The following is a 19248-nucleotide window of genomic DNA, read 5'->3' on the forward strand; positions in this document are numbered from 1 at the left end:
ATAAATGATAAATGATGAGTGATAATGGATGAATATTTCACTTATTTAAATTTAAAATATCTTTTATCATTTATCAATAATCAATTATAAAATTGTCATGTCAAAAAGAGATTATTACGAGGTTCTTGAGATCAGCAAATCTGCATCTGCCGACGAAATAAAGAAAGCATACCGAAAAATGGCCATCAAATTTCACCCGGATAAAAATCCAGGAGATAAAGAGGCTGAAGAAAAATTTAAGGAAGCTGCTGAAGCTTACGAAGTATTAAGCGACGATCAGAAACGTGCCAGATATGATCAATTCGGCCATGCCGGAATGGGAGGAAATGGCGGTTTCGGAGGCGGAGGCTTCGGAGGCGGAATGAACATGGAAGATATTTTCAGCCAGTTTGGAGATATTTTTGGTGGCGGTTTCGGAGGATTCGGTGGCGGTGGCGGCGGACGCCAGCAGGTAAAAGGTTCTAATTTAAGAATCAGAATCAAGCTGAACCTTGAGGAGATGGTAAACGGAACTCAAAAAACAATCAAAGTAAAAAAAATGAAGATGGCAGAAGGTGCCACTTCAAAAACCTGTCCTACATGTAACGGATCGGGTGTTCAGATCAAAGTAATGAATACCATGTTCGGCCAAATGCAAACACAAACTACTTGTGGTACTTGCCAGGGAATCGGAAAAGTTGCCGATAAAATTCCGGCAGGAGCTAATGCACAAGGGTTGATAAAAGATGAGGAAGAAATCACCATCAATATTCCTGCAGGAGCAAGAGACGGTATTCAACTTAATGTAAGAGGAAAAGGAAATGACGCTCCTTTCGGAGGAACTCCGGGAGATTTGTTGGTGATCATTGAAGAGGAAGTTGATCAGACTATTAAAAGAGAAGGAGATAATCTTCACCAGGAATTATATGTGTCATTCGCTGAAGCTGCTTTAGGAACGAAAAAAGAGGTTCCAACAGTAGGCGGAAAAGTAAAAATCACCGTTGATCCGGGAACTCAATCCGGTAAAATTTTAAGACTTGCCGGAAAAGGTCTTCCAAGCATCGATAGCTATGGCAAAGGAGATATGTTTATCCATATTAATGTATGGACTCCACAAAAGCTGACAAAAGAACAAAAAGAATTCTTTGAAAATCAAATGTCCAGCGGAGAAATGGTTGCAGAACCATCCGGAAAGGAAAAAACTTTTTTTGATAAAGTAAAAGATTTATTCAATTAATATAAAAGAAGCTTTAGGGCTTCTTTTTTTTAAGATTTAAAGTTTAAGGTGTCATTAAATATCTGCTCGAAAAGAGATATAATGTACTCTACTTTTGTTTTCCAACAGGGATTCAAAATTAATTGCTATCTCCCTTTCTACGGTTTAGATTCTTTCAGAATGACAAAGAGTGTGTTTTAAAAAGTTGCCTGATCCGTTCAATCAGCATGGGTAAAAAGTTCAATTAAAAAGAAATATTTTATTTTTCATTATTCAAAAACCTCATCAGTGTTTTGTCATTTCAACGAAGGAGGAATCTCAACACAGCAGAATAAAATATAAAGCTAAATTCCTATAGAATAACAAAGAGCCTGTTATGATTATTTAAAGATTTTCTTTTGAATTAAGATCATAAAAAATCCTGCATCAAAATGATACAGGATTCTTTTATGATATTTTGCTTCAATTATTTCTTTACAGCTAATGAGTAAATAGTCTTCCCTATTGTGAAAACAGCTACAGCAGCCAATCCTCCTACAATACCAAAAGTAAATTCTTTCAACACAGAAGGCCACGTTGGAAGTAATTCATGCAAATAGTGAATATTGTGGGAAAAGATTCCTCCCGAAACTAAAATTAATGCAATAGTTCCTACTACCCCTAAAAGTTTGATAATTACCGGTAATGCTTTTACCAACAGATGTCCAAGCTTAGAAAAGAATCCTTTATCATGACTTTTCTTGATTAAGCTAAAACCCGCATCATCCATCCTTACGATAAGTGCAACAATACCATACACCCCAACCGTTGCCAGGAACGAAACAAAAGTTACCGTAATAATCTGTGTAAGTAACGGATGCTCTTGTTGAATAACAGTTCCCAAAGCTATAATCACAATCTCAATAGAAAGGATAAAATCGGTTCTGATTGCCGAGTTGATCTTTGCTTTTTCGGATACTTCCGAACTTTCTTCTTCCTGACTCTCCTCTATTACTTCATGTCCTTTTTTGGAACGATGAAATAAAAATTCGATGATCTTTTCTACTCCTTCAAAGGCAAGATATAATCCTCCCAAAATAAGAATCATTTCAATAGCCGGTTTATACAGCCAATTGAGAAGAAAAGCAATAGGAAGAATAATGAGTTTATTAAGAAATGAACCCTTTGTAATTGCCCATAAAACAGGAAGCTCTCTCGAGGAAAGAAAGCCTGTTGCTTTTTCCGCGTTTACAGCCAGGTCATCTCCTAAAATCCCCGCTGTTTTCTGAGTTGCTATTTTGCTGGTAACCGCTACATCGTCCATTAATGCAGCAATATCGTCTAAAATTGCAAAAAAGCCTGATGCCATATTTTAATATTTTTTTAATCTCTGTTAATTGAGCAAAAATAAATATTTAATTCTATTTTTCAAGCGGTTTGTAAAACAATAATTAAAAAAACAGAAAGTAATTGATTTTGTTATTTTTATTACATTTGATTCATGAAAAAACTCATTCTCAGGTATCATTTTTTTATAGTAGGATGTATCAGTTTTTTGCTTCAGTCCTGCAATACCAAATTCAGAGTTTGGGTAGGTCCCGGAGGTCAGCAAAAGATTTATAATTTAAAATACGGTGAACACAAAAGGCAGAAGATGGATGTTTTTCTACCTAAAGATTACACTAAAGATTCTCCTGTTGTTCTTATTGTACATGGTGGCGCCTGGACTTTAGGCAGAAAAGAACACATGATACAGATTCAAAAAATGCTTTTTGAAAATAAGATTCCAAGCATCAATATGAATTACAGACTGGTTTCTAAACGAAAACAAATTACCTATAAACAACAATTGGAAGATATTGGTCTTGTTGTCGAAAGGTTCAATTCTTTAGCGGAAAGAGCTGAGCTTATTCCCAATAATTATATATTACTGGGAGAAAGTGCGGGGGGACATCTTGCTTTGTTATATGGCTATCAGCATTCGGACCAGGTAAAAAAAATTATTTCATTAAGTAGCCCTACAGATTTTTATAGTTCTGAATATCTTAATTCTTTCTATTCCAAATATACCTCTCCTACTTTTCAGAAAGTGGTAGGTAGTAAGTTTGACCACAAAAATGTTTCTGAAGCTTTTAAAGAGGCCAGCCCTATTGCCAATATTACCAATGTTCCTACTCTTCTATTTCAAGGAAATCAGGACTTCTTGGTCAATCAACATCAGGGGTTAGCAATGGATTCAGCGCTTACTCAGATGAATATTCCTCATAAATTGGTGTTTATGGAAAAGACAGGCCATGCTCCCAGATTTTTCAGCAAAAGAAAAAGAGATTCTATTATCTATCCCAATATATTAGAGTGGATAAAAAAATAACCCGCTAAAAAGCAGGTTATTTTATATTTTGATGTATTTATTTCTTATTCAAAATCTTTGTTTTCATATTTAGAATGATCTTCTTTTTTACCAAAAACAAACTTTATAATTACAGGAAGTGTGGTAACAAGAACTATAATAATAATGATATACTCTAATTTTTCCTTTAAATTGATTCCAAACTCTTCCATGAATAATTTATCCAGGTAGTGTCCGGCGAAGATCAAAATAAATGACCATAAAACCGCTCCAATAACATTATCTCTTAAAAAATCCTTTTTATCCATTTTTACAATCCCTGCTACAATTGGAGTAAATGTTCTCACAACAGGTAAGAATCGTGCCATGATAATTGCTAATGCACCATGTTTTTCAAAGAAATCATGAGCCTGATAAAGATATTTTTTCTTAAAAAGCATTGTATCTGGTCTTTTATACAAAGCCGGACCTGCTTTTCTTCCAAAATAATACCCAACTTCATTTCCAATAATTGCAGCAAGTGCTACACCGGAAGCTAAAAGAGTTGTATCTAGGAAATCGCTCCCTGTGGAGCCAAATGTCTCTTTGATGATTTCAACTGCATAAATCCCTGAAACGAACAACAATGAGTCTCCGGGAAGAAAAAATCCTACAAAAAGACCTGTTTCAGCAAAAACAATAAATAAAATAAGCCAAAACCCTCCCATTTTTATATAAAACTCCGGGTTTAATAAATCCTTCCAGCTATTGAAATCTTCCATATATATCGATGTACAACAAAAATAAGTCTAAAATATCTGAAATAAAAATTAATTATAAGATTTTAACTAAAATTCAAACATGATATGTTATAGGTCAAGATCATCATCGGAAACCGCCGTCCCATCAGCCATTAGAAATGCTTTAAGGAAAGGGGTAATATTCCCGTTCATTACCGCATCTACATCTGAGGTTTCGTGTCCTGAACGTACATCTTTTACCAATTTATAAGGGTGCATTACATAGTTTCTGATCTGGCTTCCCCACTCGATCTTCATTTTGTTGGCTTCAATCTCATTTCTTGCTTTCATACGTTCTTCCAATTCCATTTCATATAATCTGGAACGAAGGAGCTGCATTGCTTTTTCTTTATTCTGAAGCTGTGAACGTGATTCGGAGTTTTCAATGATAATCCCGGTTGGTGCGTGGCGTAGACGTACTGCTGTTTCTACTTTGTTAACGTTCTGACCTCCTGCTCCGGAAGACCTCATTGTTTCAAAACTGATATCCGCAGGGTTAATATTGATTTCAATAGTATCATCCACCAACGGATAAACATATACGGAAACGAAACTGGTATGGCGTTTTGCATTACTATCGAAAGGAGAGATTCTCACCAATCTGTGTACCCCATTTTCTCCTTTCAGGTATCCGAAAGCATATTCACCATCAATCTCCAAAGTAACGGTTTTCACTCCTGCCACATCTCCTTCCTGAAAGTTGAGCTCGCGGATTTTATATCCTTGCTTTTCCGACCACATCGTATACATTCTCATCAGCATTGACGCCCAGTCACAACTTTCCGTACCACCTGCTCCGGCTGTGATTTGGAGAACAGCAGAAAGCTCATCACCTTCGTTGGAAAGCATATTTTTGAATTCCAGATCTTCAATTTTCTCAACCAATTGAGGGAAGGTTTCATCTAATTCTTTTTCAGAATCAGGGTCTTCTTTAGCAAAATCGGCCAAAACCTGTAAATCTTCAAACTGAGTCTGAATTTCTTCATAGTCCTCCACCCATTTTTTCTTGGAACGAAGTTGTTTCAAAAAGGTTTCTGCAGTTTTAGGATTATCCCAAAACTCAGGTGCCGCTGTTTTTTCATCATCATTGGCAATTTCTATCTTCTTTTTATCAATCTGAAGGTATCTGTGTAAGTCTTCAATTCTGGATTGAACTTCTTTTATCTGGTCGTTGTTGATCACGAATGTTTCTTTTTTGCAAAAATAAGGATTTCTTTTATAGTGGAAAGGGGTTGAGTGAGAGAGTTTCAGGGTTGAAGAGTAAGAGAGTAAGAGGGTTTTCAAGTGTGAAGGTTAAAAAATTGAAATGCATTATCTCTCCTCTCCTCTATCATCTCAGCCATTATTTCACCAATCTTTGGAGCAAGTGCCACTCCCATTCCGGAAAGTCGGACGGCACAAAATTGCCTTTTTGAAAGTTGTTTTACAATAGGTGTTTTCTCCGGGCCCATTGCCATGATTCCTGACCAGCGAAGAGCTATTTTAAATTCCTGGTCCGGCAGAATAACTTCTTTTAAAAAGCCTTCCAAATGATTTTGTAGAAATTCGGTTGTTTCAAATATTGCAGTCTCTTCGGTTTTAAAATCCTGATTTCTGCCACCACCCAGCAATATTCTGTTTCCTAAATTCCTGAAATAATAAAACCCTTCATCATAATGAAATGTTCCTTTTAATTTTAAATCATCAATAGGTTCTGTAAGGAGAATTTGTCCACGGGCAGGAATTATTTCTTCATGTTCCAACAATATTGAACTAAAAGCATTGGTGCAGTAAACAACCTGTTCTGTCTTCACAGAAGTATTTTTTGAAAGATGAACTACAATATCCTCAGGGTTTTCTTCAATACTTTTCACTTCCGTTCCGAATAGAAATTCAACTTTTAATTCATGACATTTTTCAAGCAGCTTTTGTAAGAGTTTTCCGGAATGCAGACTTCCTTCACAAGTATTTTCTATCAAAAACTGAGATTTGCCAAGCCCGAATTCCTTTATTTTCTCCTGTTTCAGAGTATAAGTTTGTTCAAGTCCGGTTATTGATTTCAGTTTTTCATTAACGAAATGAATGTACTGCAAAGGTTCTTCATCGTTTACAATTTCATAACCCCCATTGAGTTCAAAGTCTATTTCTTCACTTTCAAAATAATATCTGATCTTCTGAAGTCCGTCAAACCTCATCTTTACCAATTCTAATGTTTTATCCCAACCCATTTTCTGAGAATCGGCAATCACTTCTGTCAGGCTTCCAAAACAGGCAAAGCCCGCGTTTCTTGTTGAGGCCCCTAACGGAATGTTATTCCGTTCGATGATCAGTACAGATTTTCCAGGGTATTTTTCCTTGATAGAAAGAGCCGTCCAGAGCCCTGAAAATCCGGCACCAATAATGATAATATCTCTGTTTCTGTAAAAGGTTTCAAGTTCCCAGATGCTGTTCATAAGTAATGAGCAATAAGTAATGAGTAATTAATAATCAAGAAATTTTATTTTTGACAGGGAGATTTAATCAGGGATAAACATTTGCAAATTATAGACTTAAGCTACCCTATCCTCATCAAAGTACAACTACTTTTTTTTCTCATCCTCCTCGTGATGGAAACCAATGGCCCTTCTTGGCTCTTCCACTACTTTATAGGTTTCCAGTTCACTTCTTAATGCCTGAATTCTAAACTGAAATTCATCAAAATTATTGATAACAGCATCGGCTAAAAATCGAGCTACCTGATCAAGATATTCTTCAGTAAGTTTTCCTGCGGCATCTCTTAAAGCGCCATTTAAAAGATTTTGATCTATTTTAAGTTTTTCATTTCTGGTTCTCTGATAAAGATTTTTAATTCGCTTTTTCAGACTTTGGGTAAAATCAATGAGCATAGTATTGCTAAAAGCTTTCATTTTTGATGAAATTTCATGCCAGAAAGGAATTTTGTCTGCCTTATTATTTTTGAGGATTTTATAAAGCAATGAGTCTTCTTCCAACCCTTTTGTCATGGAGTATAAGATGATTTCCGAACGTTCTGAAGCATTGGGTGGGAATATAGGAATCAATACATCAAATCTGCCCGGGGCCAATACTTCTTCATCAATTTCTGAAACAGAATTGGCAGCACCTACCATCAATACACCTTCCTGTTCGAATTTTGCAATATAATGAAGAATAAGTTCCTGTGCTTCCAGGTTGCACGAAGTAATATCGGTCTCAGCTTTTCTTTGCATCATGATTTCATCAAAGTCATCCATAAAAAGTAGAACTTTGTTTTCTTTCATCATATTCAACAAAAAGTCGTTGAAATTGGTTTCATTTCCGTCAACAAAAGAGACGCCGAGATAATGTTTTTTAACCTCTTTAAACTGGTAGCCGATAATTTCAGCAATCTTCTTTCCCCAAAATATTTTTCCGCTACCTGGAGGACCATATAGTATTATTCCTGCCGGTTTATTGATTCCCCAATCTTTTATTTGTTGTGGATTCAGAAACGGCTCCAAAGCTGCTGATGTATAAAAAAATAAGTCTCTGTATCCAATAAAGTCTCGTTGCTGGAGACTGGTTTTATGTCCGAAATAATCATACACAAACTGATAGTTTCCTCCCAGTTTGTTATCAATCCCGTAGCTTGATATAGAAGACTTAAAAAAACCATTGTCAAAAATATTGGGATTGTTGTCCTTTATTGCTTTTTCAATTTTTTCCTTAGGCTGATTGATGACTTCTGCAATTTGTTCTACCGTTTTATTTTTATCAAGATCTTTTTCATACAACCTTAAAAAATCGATATTTTCACGAGCAAACTTTTCAAAATCTTCTTTTACTTCGAAATTTGTACTGATACAATCTACCAATTCAAGGTCAAAATCCTGTATAAATTGTTTTATAGCTTCTGCAGAGACATTTAGTTCTTCTGCCAGTTCAATTAACTTCATATTTTTTCATTAGTTCTATCAAATTTAATGTATTTACCTTTACCTATAAATTGATTTATAATAATTCTGCAATATTTTGTAATATATATAGAAGACTAATGTGTAAAATGTAATAGCGTTCAAAAGGTTTTAAAAATGAATTGGTTCTAGAACATTTTGTTTTTTTGGCTTAAGATTTTCATTCAATATTCTTAAAAATACAATCTATGAGAAAAATATACTACTTACCCGGATTATTCAGCGCTTTATTGATTCCTATTTTATTTTGGTATTATGGAAACCAAAGGGTTCATCCGCTCTATACGACTGTTGTTCTGGGACTTCCTTCAAAAATTACTCCTCAAACTCATTTAGATAACACCTTTGAACCATATAGAAACTGGAATTACAAAAAAATCATAATTCAGCCGAATACTGCGCTTAAAAATCGAGATTTTTATGTTTCTGAACTTAAAGAACTACAAGCAAAAAATGAAAAGAGAACAGGAATTGAATTTGTTATAGAAAATCAAAACACTTATCAGGATTTTATAGCACTAATTGATGCTATGATCCTCTCTAAGCAGGAAGCTTACGGCGTAGATATGGAAAAGACAGGACATTTCTTTGCATTACATTTTTATAAAGATCCAAATAAAACTGAAAGAGGATATGATGTTATCGGGGATGAATATCATTATAATCATAAACCCACCTATCAAGGCTTTGAAAAAATAAATTATTTACTTGAACTTCCTAAACAGGCTTATTATATTATTTTTGCATTTTTGCTGTTTCTAAACCTCTCAATGCTCAGCATAAAAGAAAGATTTCAACTACACATTAATTCATAATAAAAGGCCACCAAATGGCAGCCTTACTTTCACATTACTTTTTATCTAACAACGGAAGATATTTTCCGTATCCTTTTTTCTCCATTTCAGCTTTGGGAATAAACTTCAGAGAGGCACTGTTAATACAATAACGCAATCCTCCTTTATCCTGAGGTCCATCTGTAAAAACGTGTCCTAGATGGGCATCTCCCGTTTTACTTCTTACCTCTACCCTATCCATTCCATGGGTACGATCCAGTTTTTCATCAATTAAACTTTTGGTAATGGGTTTTGAAAAACTTGGCCATCCACAACCGGATTCAAATTTATCAGTAGATACAAATAAAGGTTCTCCGGTAGTGATATCTACATAAATTCCCTCACGGGTTTCGTTCCAGTATTCGTTTTGGAAAGGTCTTTCCGTACCGTTTTCCTGAGTGACATTGTATTGTTCTGCCGTTAGTTTTTCTTTTAAAACTTTTTTATCCTGTTTCTGATACGCGGCTTTCGGTGTTGCCGGAAGCGGATTCGCTTTTTTAGCCATTTCAAAAAGTCCCGGTTCAATATGACAGTAGCCTCCAGGATTTTTATCTAAATAATCCTGATGATAATCTTCTGCTTTATAGAAATTTTTCAAAGGAATGGTCTCTACCAGGATAGGTTTGTTGTAATTTTTAGCTAATTTTTCAACCTCGGCTTTTACAACAGCCTCCGTTTCTTTATCTGTCGAATAAATCCCTGTTCTATATTGATTTCCTCTGTCATTTCCTTGTTGATCTTTACTTGTGGGATCAATGGTTTTGAAATACAAATCGATTAAAAGCTTCAAATCTACCTGTTCAGGATCATATTTTACTTTTACTGTTTCTGCAAAACCTGTGGTATGGCTTACTACTTCTTCATACGTTGGATTTTGGGTATTTCCGTTGGCATAACCAACTTCCGTACCTACCACTCCGCGAATCTGTTGAAAAAAATGTTCAGTTCCCCAAAAACATCCTCCTGCAAAATAGATTTCTTTTACATTTTTATTGTCCATAATGATCTCATTTTCTTTTTTAATTTCTGTGGATTTTGATTTGGCATTTCCACAACTTGTCGCAAAAACTGCTATACCCAGAACAATACCGAGCACAATTAATATATTTTTCATTTTATTCTTTTTTTGTTCATGACTTGTTATTTTGTAATAGCATCAGCCCAAATCCCAAAAGCATAAGATCTTTCAGAATAAAGAAGTCCGTCACCGGAACTCCATCTACTGTTTTCCACATTCCCGGAGTTGTAAACAGATAGCTTAATGTCACCAGAAATGTCACTACCATTCCTACTCCTGCATATCTTTTCAATACAGCAAATTTCGCACTAAATATGAGGAGTAGTGCAATGATAATTTCTATCGTTCCGATAAGATTTGACACTGCCTGTACACTCATTATTTTATAAACAAAGAAAGTGAGAAAATGGTTTTCTATCAAAGGCTTTATTGATGCTGCTTCTGTTGGTGTAAACTTAAAGATACCAATCCAGAGCAATATTAATGCTGCTCCGAAAAGAGAGATGTAATACCCTAATTTGTACGTTGATGTGCTCTTGTGAGATTCGTGTGTTGTTCCGACCATATTTTTAAAATTTTGAATGATACTTCTGTTTTCAAAAATATAGTCGGAGGTATTTTAAAGTCCTGACAAAAATTTTCTTAAAAATTTAATTTCTCAATCATTTTATTTTTAAAATCCTGAATTTCAGATTCATTAATTTCGGTTTTTTTTTGAGAAAGGGTCTTTTTAAAAACCTGGTCTAAAAACTGAAGCTTTTTATTATAGGCTTTGCACCACTTACAAATCAATATATGCAGGTTAAGCTTTCGGTTCTCTTTGGAAGAAATAGATTGGGCATTACGTTTTTCCATCAGTAAAGTGGCTTCACTGCATGGTAAAAACATGATATGTAATATTTTTCTTAACATTTTAATTATTATGATCTTGAAAACCAGTTAAATTCCAAACATTCTCTGAGCTGCATCCGGCTTCTTTGTAGGATCTTCCAAAGATTAGTCGTTGAAACATTTAATTCCTGACTTACATCAGGCGCTTTTTTTTCTTCAATATAATACATTTTCAGCAAAATTTTCCATCTGGAGGGCAGTTCCTCAATGCATTCTTCTAAAGTTTTATTAAAATCCCGGTCATCCAAAAGTTCGGATTCCTTTCCTGAAACATCCCAATCATTTAAAACGTCATTATTCTTCCATGAACCGGTTTCATCAAAAAAATGATCAAGCCTTATATTGGGCTCAGATTTGTATTTTTTCCGATAAAAATCAGCAATTTTTCTATTCAGAATAGCCATGAGCCAAGTCAGAGGCTGACTTTTCCCTTCAAAGGAATCATAAGAAGAAAATGCGGCAAGAAAAACTTCCTGGACTACATCCTGAGCATCTTCTTTATTGGAAAGCATATACAAAGCTTTCTTCAAAAGTGGCGCAGAATACTGTTCTATCCAGCTTTTCAAAATCTCATTTTTCATCATCACGAGTAAATTATAGACGAAGATAAGATTTTTTTAGTTTGGAATTAAAGTATGGAATTTACTGTTTTCAATCGACTATTCAGTAGTTATGTTTCAACTTTGTAAACCTAACAGGTTTCGAAAACCTGTTAGGTTTGGAGAAACGTAAAAGTCTATATCACTATGGTAAATAACCAGCTCCATTAAAAATTATGATTTACTATGATGTCAGATATTTGATAAAACGTACTCGAAAATATCTAATATTTGATATAAAATCACCTAAAAATCTTAAATTTGCATCTTATCAAAATTTGATACTTTAAAAAGCAAAAGCAATACTATGACATCACAAGAGATACGTCAAAAATTTTTAGATTATTTTAAAAGCAAGGACCACCTTATCGTTCCTTCAGCTCCTATTGTGCTGAAAGACGACCCTACCCTTATGTTTTCCAACTCCGGAATGACGCAGTTTAAGGATTTTTTCTTAGGCTACAAAACACCTACAGCCCCTAGAATTGCCGATACACAAAAGTGTCTGAGAGTTTCAGGAAAGCATAATGACCTGGATGATGTAGGTAGAGATACTTACCACCACACTATGTTTGAAATGTTAGGAAACTGGTCTTTTGGAGATTACTTTAAAAAAGAGGCTATTGCTTTTGCCTGGGAATTACTGACTGAAGTATATGGAATTCCAAAAGAGAACTTATATGTAACAATTTTTGAAGGTGATGCTTCTGAGAACCTTGACAGAGACCAGGATGCTTATGATTTCTGGAAGTCTCATATTTCAGAAGACAGAATCATCAATGGAAATAAAAAAGATAACTTCTGGGAAATGGGTGAAAGCGGACCGTGCGGACCGTGTTCAGAAATTCATATTGATTTAAGAACTCCGGAAGAGAAAGCAGCAGTTCCGGGAATTACTTTAGTAAACCAAGATCATCCGCAGGTAGTGGAAGTTTGGAATCTGGTTTTCATGGAATTCAACAGAAAGGCAGACAAATCTTTAGAAAAGCTTCCTGCTCAGCATGTTGATACAGGAATGGGATTTGAGCGTCTGTGTATGGCTCTTCAGGGGAAATCTTCCAATTATGATACGGATGTTTTCACACCACTTATCTCTAAAGTGGAAGAGCTTTCAGGTAAAAAATACACCGGAATTCTAGAAAATGAAAAAGATATTGCTATTCGTGTTGTGGTAGACCATATCAGAGCAGTTTCTTTTGCTATTGCTGATGGACAACTACCGTCTAACGGAGGTGCCGGTTATGTGATCAGAAGAATTTTAAGAAGAGGAATCTCTTATGCATATCGATTCTTAGATACAAAAGAACCTTTCCTTTACAAATTGGTTCCTGTTCTTCAAGAGCAAATGGGTACATTCTTCCCGGAAATTGAGAAGCAAGGAAAATTGGTAGGTGAAGTCATCAAAAGTGAGGAAGAATCATTCTTAAAAACAATTGAAAACGGATTGATCAGAGTTGAAAAATTAATTCAGCAAACCATTGCCGACAATCTGAAAGTGTTACCTAGTGAAGAAGTTTTCGAATTGTATGATACTTACGGTTTCCCGGATGATTTAACGAGAATTATTGCTGAAGAAAAAGGACTAACGATCGATGAAGAAGGATTTAAAGCTGAAATGGAAAAACAAAAGCAGCGTTCAAAATCCGATTCTGCTCAAAAGGTATATGACTGGGTTGTTTTAGCTGAAAAACCGGAAACATTCGTAGGATACGATCAAATTGAATCGGAAACTTATATTACCAGATACAGAAAAGTAGAAAATAAAGACGGAGAATTTTATCAGGTTGTACTGAGCAACTCTCCTTTCTACCCTGAAGGAGGAGGACAAGTCGGAGATAAAGGGGTTCTTGAAAATGCTTCAGACAGCTTTGAAGTATTAGAAACTAAAAAGGAAAACGGATTGATTATTTCATTGATCAACGGTCTTCCAAAAGATGCTACTGCTCTTTTCACGGCTAAAGTAAATGCAACGGAAAGAAAAAATTCACAAGGAAATCACTCTGTGACTCACCTTCTGCATGAGGTATTAAGAGAAGTTTTAGGAACTCACGTAGAACAGAAAGGATCTTATGTAGGACCTGACTACTTACGTTTTGACTTCTCTCATTTCAATAAAATAGCGGAAGAAGAGCTTGCATTAATTGAAGATAAAGTGAACAAAAAAATCAAGGCAAGTATTGCTTTGCAGGAATTCAGAAGCATTCCGATTCAGGAAGCTTTGGAAAAAGGAGCAATGGCTTTATTTGGCGAGAAATATGGAGATAACGTAAGAATGATCCAATTTGGAAGTTCAAAAGAACTTTGTGGAGGAACTCACGTTAAAAACACCAACGAAATAGGTCATTTTAAAATTGTTTCTGAAGGTTCGGCTGCTGCCGGAATCAGAAGAATTGAAGCAATTTCAGGGGACAAATCTGAAGAGTATTTCCAAAATATGGAAAAACAGGTTATTGAACTTTCTCAATTACTGAAGTCTAAAGATGTAGTAAGATCTATCGAAAAATTAATCGAAGAAAATGCAGCATTAAAGTCTGAAGTAGATGCTCTTAAAAAAGAAAAAGCAAAAGGAGAAATCAGTGACTGGAAGAATGCTTATGAGCAAAAAGGAAACAAACAACTGTTGGTAAAAAAGACTTCTTTAGATGCAGGTTCTGTAAAAGATATCGTATTCCAATTAAAAAGAGAAATTCCTACTTCAGTAACAATTATTCTTTCTGATGCTGACGGAAAGCCAATGATCACTGTGGGAGTATCTGATGATCTTGCAGCAGAGTATCAAGCCGGAGCTATCGTAAAAGATCTTTCTAAAGAGATCCAAGGTGGTGGTGGTGGAAACCCTGGTTTCGCTACAGCCGGAGGTAAAAACCTTGAAGGTTTGGAAAATGCTTACCAGAAAGCATTAAATATCTAAAATAGGAAATCTATTATAATATAAACAGGCTGTTTCATTTTTGAAACAGCCTGTTTTGTTTTTAACCATGTGTTGATAATAAAAAATGAATAGATTTAAACGCTAAGATTCGCAAAAAAACGCATTATAAAACATTTACGTTCGCAGAGCCGTTACATTTAGCTATGGATAGTTGTATTGTTTACAAAATACAATGGGAACTCGATGATAACCTAACTAATATTCCTTCAAGGATCTAAACAGCTCATATCGTAAACCACAGGGACTAAATTTACACTGATGTTTGTGGATAATGTTGTCAAAGACAGCCGGATGATAGGAATGTGATGATGGAGGAATTTTGGAGTATAATAAAATAATGAAATACTTCAAAAATAAAGAATAACGAGCATTTGTAAGAAAATCAACAAAACATCTTTCACATACTTTTTATTTTGATATTAAAAATTTCACATAAAACAGTCTTTTATTTATATCTATTCTAATTATTGACTTTATCTTAACAAAGCGTTACTAATCTTAAACTAATTGTTTTGTCTTCTTAAAACCCAATTAACACTAGAGCTTTAGTTTTGTAACAATCGAAATTCAAAAAAGTAATTATGAAAATTAACAAAACTATTGGCGCTCTGCTATTTGCTGCCCTAGTATTTCAGGGTTGTAACGATGACAATAATGGGGATGGAAATACCCCGAGCAATGACAAAATCAAGCTTGAAAATTTTTCTAAAGAACCAGCTTTTGTTTATGGAATGCAGGGTTTTGAAAATTTAAACATCACCACTCTTATTTCAAGTTCTGATGTTCTTTCCGGTTCTCCCGATTTCGTTTTCGGTGGTCAGCCGGACGGAATGGGAATTATGAAAGATCCTAGTTCTGATGGATATCTGATGATCACCAATCATGAGATTAAGCAATCTGTATCAAGAGTATATTTGGATAAAACATTCAGACCGATAAAAGGGGAATATATTCTGAACGGAACAGGAGGAATGACCAGACTATGTTCTGCAACATTAGCCACTCCTGAGACTCATGGGTTCAGTGCATTCCTTACTGCAGGAGAATCCGGAGAGGAAAGTATGGTACATGCATTGAATCCGCTGGCACCTGCTTCTCAGGCTTCAGACAAAACGAGAGTAAAGCCGGCTTTAGGAAAAGCATCTATGGAAAATGCTGTTCCACTTCCTAAGGATATTTCTAACGGAAAATCTTATATCATTATTGGAGAAGACCAGTCTTATTCTTCTTCTCACCAGTCTGCCGGACAATTGATCATGTATGTAGCCAACACACAAGGAGATTTAGATAACGGGAAATTGTATGCTTTAAAAAGAACCAACAACAACTACACGGAAACTGATATGACAAAAGGCAACAGTTATGATGTAGAATTTGTTGAAATTCCTAATGCTAAAAACCTTACGGGAGCACAAATCAATCAGAAAAATATAGATAATAATGCGATCCGTTTTTCAAGAGTTGAGGATGTGGATTACAGAAAAGGAGCAGGAAAAGGAAGAGAAATCTACTTTACGGCAACCGGGGAATCTTCTGACGGTATCAATCCGAAACCGGGATTAACCATGTGGGGGAGAGTTTATAAACTGGTTTTGAATGCCAATAATATGTTAACCGGAAAATTAGAAGTTGTAGCAGAAGGAGATTCCAATCCGGGACACAACCTTATCAATCCTGATAACTTATGTGTGACTGAAAACTTTGTTTACATCCAGGAAGACGGAGATTCATACTACAAAGCGGCAGCTCACGATTCTTACATCTGGCAACTTAATATCGCTACAAAGCAATATAAACCATGGTTGAATATGAAACATAACAGAAATGATTCAGCTTGGCAGACCGCTTACAACCAATCGGGAGATCTTCAGAAATTCGGATCATGGGAGTTTGGAGCAATGACTGATATTTCTGATATTATCGGTGTTCCTAATACATTCACTGTAAATATTCACTCTCATACATGGCAGTTGGATAAGTTTAAAAATCCTGATGGTTCCGGAGTTAACTCTAATAAAGAAGGAGGACAGGTTGTCATCATCAGAAACGTAGAAAAATAATTGTAATTATTCCATAACAATCAAAAGTATCAATAGAAATTTTCTGTTGATACTTTTTCATGCCTATGAAGAAATTTTCAAAATATCCGATCCTTCTGTTTGTATATTGTGCTGTTGCCCTTTTTGTACTTTCTTATTGTAAAAATGATAAACATCAGCCCATTAATGAAGATCTCGGCTCCGTAAAAAGTCAAATTCTTAAAAATAATTCTGATTTTGAAAAACAAATCAAGGAGCTCATCAATCTTATTTCCCAAAATGCTGATGAAAAACTTCTTCAGGAAAAATTTGATCATCTTAGAAAAACTTATAAAAAAATGGAATGGGCTGTGGAATATTTTCTTCCCCACTCTGCCCGATTTATCAACGGCCCTGCACTTCCTGAAATAGAAATGGATGAGCATACGGAAATAGAACCTGAGGGCTTACAGGTTTTAGAAGAAATGCTCTATCCCTATCATCAGAAAAATAAAGATGAAGTCATAAGACTTTTAAACAAATTAATTAATAAAAGCAATACTATTGACACCAATTTCCAGGTCATTACTATCAGTAAAGATCAGGTTTTTGATGCTGTAAGACAGGAGGTATTCAGAATTTCGAGCTTAGGAATTTCAGGATTTGACACTCCGGTTTCGGGAACTTTTTTGCAGGAAATCCCCTACTCCCTCGAAGGTGTAAAACAAACGCTGCAACAAATCTCCACAGACCAATCCAGAGAAAAAGCATTAAAAAGTATCGTTGCTGAAATCAATACTGCTATTGAAGTTTTAAAAAAAAATACGGATAAAAACACCTTTGATTATGTCAATTTTATTCCGGACCATTTCAATAAAATAACTTCTTTACTGTTGGAGTTTAAAAAGCAGGAAAAGATCCCTGAAGTGGAAGTGACCACGGCTTTGAATAAAAATGCAGCCACTTTCTTTACCAAAAATGCTTTCAACCCTAACGCTTTTACCCCCGGAAAAGAATTCGCGTACTCGGATGAAAAGGCAACCCTTGGCCACCAGCTTTTTAATGATAAAATACTTTCCAACAATAACAACAGAAGCTGTGCGACGTGTCATATCCCGGAGAAAGCTTTTACTGACGGGCTTGCAAAATCCATGTCTCTTGAGAATTCGGAGCTTGCAAGAAATGCCCCATCCCTCAATTATGCAGGGTTTCAACATGGTCAGTTTTGGGATATGAGAAAAGATGATCTGGAAGGTCAAAGTGCTGATGTGATTTCCAATAAAGAGGAGATGCACGGTAATCTTGAGGTAATTCTGTCAAAAATTAATCAGGATAAAAACTATCAGTCTAAGTTTAAAAAGATTTTTCATTCTCAAAACACCGAAATTTGGCAACTTCAGAATGTATTGGCAAGCTATATCCGTTCTTTAGCCACATTCAATTCTGATTTTGATAAATATATGCGAGGGAATAAATCTGCTATGACAGAAAATCAAAAACGTGGATTTAATCTTTTTGTCGGAAAGGCTCAGTGTGCCATCTGTCATTTTATCCCTCTGTTTAACGGAACCGTCCCTCCTACTTTCAAAAAAACAGAACAGGAAGTGCTGGGAATTGCTGTAACTGGCGACAATAAGGCTTTTGATCAGGATTTGGGAAGGGGAAAATTTCATGAAACCGTTGCTACCTTACAGCATTCCTTTAAAACCCCAACCTTAAGAAACATCAATAAAACTTCACCTTACATGCATAACGGAGGTTACAAAACATTAAAGGAAGTTATGGATTTTTATAACAAAGGTGGTGGAAAAGGTTTTGGATTTAAAGTAGACAACCAAACGCTTTCGGATAGTCCTTTACAGCTTACGGACCAGGAGATTGATGATATTATTGCATTTATGAAAGCTTTAGATGATAGGTAAATGAGATGTAGTAAACTCATTTTCGTTATTGACCACCCCGTCAAAAATTCTTTGAATTTTCGCCACCCCGGAGGAGGGGAATGGTTATACATTTTGTAGTGGAATTTATAAAAGTAGTTTTGATAAAGGAAAGTTTTGTTTGGTGGAACTTACCTCCTACCATAAATTTCAATATATAAAAATCGGTTTATTTTCTAAATTTCACATCAGGAAATTAGATGAAATCAATGTTATACTATGTTAAAAACTTTTCCAACACAATAAATATGATTATTTTTGACATAGTTTTTTTACATGAAAAGGGGTTTATTGTTATTGTTTTTCTTGATCAGTTTTTGGGGTTATTCGCAATCAAAAATTAAAGTTGTGGATGACACCAATCAAAAGCCTGTTCCTAATGCTAAAATATCTTGTGACACTAAAATTCTTGGATATACCAATACTGAAGGTATTTTGGAATTCAAACCCACCTGTAATGCTGTAATGGTTGAGGCAGAATCGTACCGGAAAGAAACAGCTAATGTAGAAAGCAGCATGGAGGTTTCCCTTACCAAAAAGACATCAAAAACCACAGCCATTGATGCAGTAGTCATTGAAGATAAAAGTGATCCCAGAGCTCTCGAAATTCTTAAAAAAGTAAACAAGCTTTTTAAACAAAACTCACCTAAAAGCTTAGGCTCTTATTCTTTTAAATCCTATGAAAAGGTTTCTTTGGATATTGATGAGGACAGTATCTCTCAGTTTAAAGAGTATTTTAATGATTTAAATCTTTTCAAAAAAAAGAGAGAGAAAGATTCTTTAAA

The 19248-nt window shown here is 35.2% G+C and carries 15 protein-coding genes and 1 pseudogene; 7 read left to right on the forward strand and 9 right to left on the reverse strand.

What is annotated here, in order from left to right; all coding sequences use genetic code 11:
- Positions 1 to 97 precede the first annotated feature (97 nt).
- Positions 98 to 1216 carry a molecular chaperone DnaJ gene (gene dnaJ / locus CW752_RS06390; RefSeq protein WP_101238927.1) on the forward strand — a complete coding sequence of 373 codons (1119 nt, stop codon included), beginning with the start codon at positions 98 to 100 and terminating at the stop codon, positions 1214 to 1216.
- 445 nt (positions 1217 to 1661) lie between these two features.
- On the opposite strand, the gene CW752_RS06395 is transcribed toward dnaJ, so the two are convergent.
- Positions 1662 to 2543, reverse strand: a complete 882-nt coding sequence (locus CW752_RS06395) for a DUF808 family protein (RefSeq protein ID WP_101238928.1) — start codon at positions 2541 to 2543, stop codon at positions 1662 to 1664.
- Between the two features lie 132 nt (positions 2544 to 2675).
- Between CW752_RS06395 and CW752_RS06400 the strand changes: the two genes are divergently transcribed.
- Complete coding sequence (locus CW752_RS06400; RefSeq protein WP_101238929.1) at positions 2676 to 3545, forward strand: alpha/beta hydrolase; 870 nt, start codon at positions 2676 to 2678, stop codon at positions 3543 to 3545.
- Positions 3546 to 3589: 44 nt separating this feature from the next.
- Here the strand turns inward: CW752_RS06400 and CW752_RS06405 are convergent, their stop codons facing one another.
- The 4 genes from CW752_RS06405 to CW752_RS06420 form a co-directional block, all read right to left on the reverse strand.
- Positions 3590 to 4285, reverse strand: a complete 696-nt coding sequence (locus CW752_RS06405) for a DedA family protein (protein WP_101238930.1) — start codon at positions 4283 to 4285, stop codon at positions 3590 to 3592.
- Between the two features lie 87 nt (positions 4286 to 4372).
- Positions 4373 to 5485 carry a peptide chain release factor 2 gene (gene prfB, locus CW752_RS06410; protein WP_101238931.1) on the reverse strand — a complete coding sequence of 371 codons (1113 nt, stop codon included), beginning with the start codon at positions 5483 to 5485 and terminating at the stop codon, positions 4373 to 4375.
- 98 nt (positions 5486 to 5583) lie between these two features.
- Positions 5584 to 6735, reverse strand: a complete 1152-nt coding sequence (locus tag CW752_RS06415; RefSeq protein ID WP_101238932.1) for an NAD(P)/FAD-dependent oxidoreductase — start codon at positions 6733 to 6735, stop codon at positions 5584 to 5586.
- 126 nt (positions 6736 to 6861) lie between these two features.
- Positions 6862 to 8214 carry an AAA family ATPase gene (locus tag CW752_RS06420; protein WP_101238933.1) on the reverse strand — a complete coding sequence of 451 codons (1353 nt, stop codon included), beginning with the start codon at positions 8212 to 8214 and terminating at the stop codon, positions 6862 to 6864.
- A 206-nt stretch (positions 8215 to 8420) separates the two neighbouring features.
- Between CW752_RS06420 and CW752_RS06425 the strand changes: the two genes are divergently transcribed.
- Positions 8421 to 9047, forward strand: a complete 627-nt coding sequence (locus CW752_RS06425) for a hypothetical protein (RefSeq protein WP_101238934.1) — start codon at positions 8421 to 8423, stop codon at positions 9045 to 9047.
- A 34-nt stretch (positions 9048 to 9081) separates the two neighbouring features.
- On the opposite strand, the gene msrB is transcribed toward CW752_RS06425, so the two are convergent.
- The 4 genes from msrB to CW752_RS06445 all read right to left on the reverse strand — a co-directional run bounded on the left by msrB (position 9082) and on the right by CW752_RS06445 (position 11558).
- Positions 9082 to 10179, reverse strand: coding sequence for a peptide-methionine (R)-S-oxide reductase MsrB (msrB, locus tag CW752_RS06430; protein WP_101238935.1), 1098 nt, complete (start codon positions 10177 to 10179; stop codon positions 9082 to 9084).
- Between the two features lie 16 nt (positions 10180 to 10195).
- Positions 10196 to 10648, reverse strand: coding sequence for a DUF417 family protein (locus tag CW752_RS06435; RefSeq protein WP_101238936.1), 453 nt, complete (start codon positions 10646 to 10648; stop codon positions 10196 to 10198).
- A 77-nt stretch (positions 10649 to 10725) separates the two neighbouring features.
- Positions 10726 to 10995: a hypothetical protein gene (locus CW752_RS06440; protein ID WP_101238937.1), complete on the reverse strand. Its 270-nt coding sequence runs from the start codon at positions 10993 to 10995 to the stop codon at positions 10726 to 10728.
- Between the two features lie 8 nt (positions 10996 to 11003).
- On the reverse strand, positions 11004 to 11558 hold the full coding sequence (locus tag CW752_RS06445) for a sigma-70 family RNA polymerase sigma factor (protein ID WP_101238938.1): 555 nt from the start codon (positions 11556 to 11558) through the stop codon (positions 11004 to 11006).
- Between the two features lie 322 nt (positions 11559 to 11880).
- Here CW752_RS06445 and alaS point away from each other — a divergent pair, with 322 nt between their 5' ends.
- The 4 genes and pseudogenes from alaS to CW752_RS06465 all read left to right on the forward strand — a co-directional run.
- Complete coding sequence (alaS, locus tag CW752_RS06450; protein WP_101238939.1) at positions 11881 to 14484, forward strand: alanine--tRNA ligase; 2604 nt, start codon at positions 11881 to 11883, stop codon at positions 14482 to 14484.
- Positions 14485 to 15086: 602 nt separating this feature from the next.
- Complete coding sequence (locus CW752_RS06455) at positions 15087 to 16565, forward strand: hypothetical protein (protein WP_101238940.1); 1479 nt, start codon at positions 15087 to 15089, stop codon at positions 16563 to 16565.
- A 65-nt stretch (positions 16566 to 16630) separates the two neighbouring features.
- The gene (locus CW752_RS06460) at positions 16631 to 18445 is read left to right on the forward strand and encodes a cytochrome-c peroxidase (RefSeq protein WP_101238941.1); all 1815 of its coding nucleotides are present in this window, start codon (positions 16631 to 16633) and stop codon (positions 18443 to 18445) included.
- A 366-nt stretch (positions 18446 to 18811) separates the two neighbouring features.
- Positions 18812 to 19248, forward strand: a pseudogene (locus CW752_RS06465) (hypothetical protein); the annotation flags it as partial.

Source organism: Chryseobacterium sp. PMSZPI, from assembly GCF_002835665.1.
In the GTDB taxonomy this organism is placed as follows: Bacteria; Bacteroidota; Bacteroidia; order Flavobacteriales; family Weeksellaceae; genus Chryseobacterium.

Coding starts and splice junctions, on each gene's coding strand:
- dnaJ (WP_101238927.1), top strand. CDS start 98: ATGTCAAAAAGAGATTATTACGAGGTTCTTGAGATCAGCAAATCTGCA.
- CW752_RS06395 (WP_101238928.1), bottom strand. CDS start 2,543: ATGGCATCAGGCTTTTTTGCAATTTTAGACGATATTGCTGCATTAATG.
- CW752_RS06400 (WP_101238929.1), top strand. CDS start 2,676: ATGAAAAAACTCATTCTCAGGTATCATTTTTTTATAGTAGGATGTATC.
- CW752_RS06405 (WP_101238930.1), bottom strand. CDS start 4,285: ATGGAAGATTTCAATAGCTGGAAGGATTTATTAAACCCGGAGTTTTAT.
- CW752_RS06415 (WP_101238932.1), bottom strand. CDS start 6,735: ATGAACAGCATCTGGGAACTTGAAACCTTTTACAGAAACAGAGATATT.
- CW752_RS06420 (WP_101238933.1), bottom strand. CDS start 8,214: ATGAAGTTAATTGAACTGGCAGAAGAACTAAATGTCTCTGCAGAAGCT.
- CW752_RS06425 (WP_101238934.1), top strand. CDS start 8,421: ATGAGAAAAATATACTACTTACCCGGATTATTCAGCGCTTTATTGATT.
- msrB (WP_101238935.1), bottom strand. CDS start 10,179: ATGAAAAATATATTAATTGTGCTCGGTATTGTTCTGGGTATAGCAGTT.
- CW752_RS06435 (WP_101238936.1), bottom strand. CDS start 10,648: ATGGTCGGAACAACACACGAATCTCACAAGAGCACATCAACGTACAAA.
- CW752_RS06440 (WP_101238937.1), bottom strand. CDS start 10,995: ATGTTAAGAAAAATATTACATATCATGTTTTTACCATGCAGTGAAGCC.
- CW752_RS06445 (WP_101238938.1), bottom strand. CDS start 11,558: ATGATGAAAAATGAGATTTTGAAAAGCTGGATAGAACAGTATTCTGCG.
- alaS (WP_101238939.1), top strand. CDS start 11,881: ATGACATCACAAGAGATACGTCAAAAATTTTTAGATTATTTTAAAAGC.
- CW752_RS06455 (WP_101238940.1), top strand. CDS start 15,087: ATGAAAATTAACAAAACTATTGGCGCTCTGCTATTTGCTGCCCTAGTA.
- CW752_RS06460 (WP_101238941.1), top strand. CDS start 16,631: ATGAAGAAATTTTCAAAATATCCGATCCTTCTGTTTGTATATTGTGCT.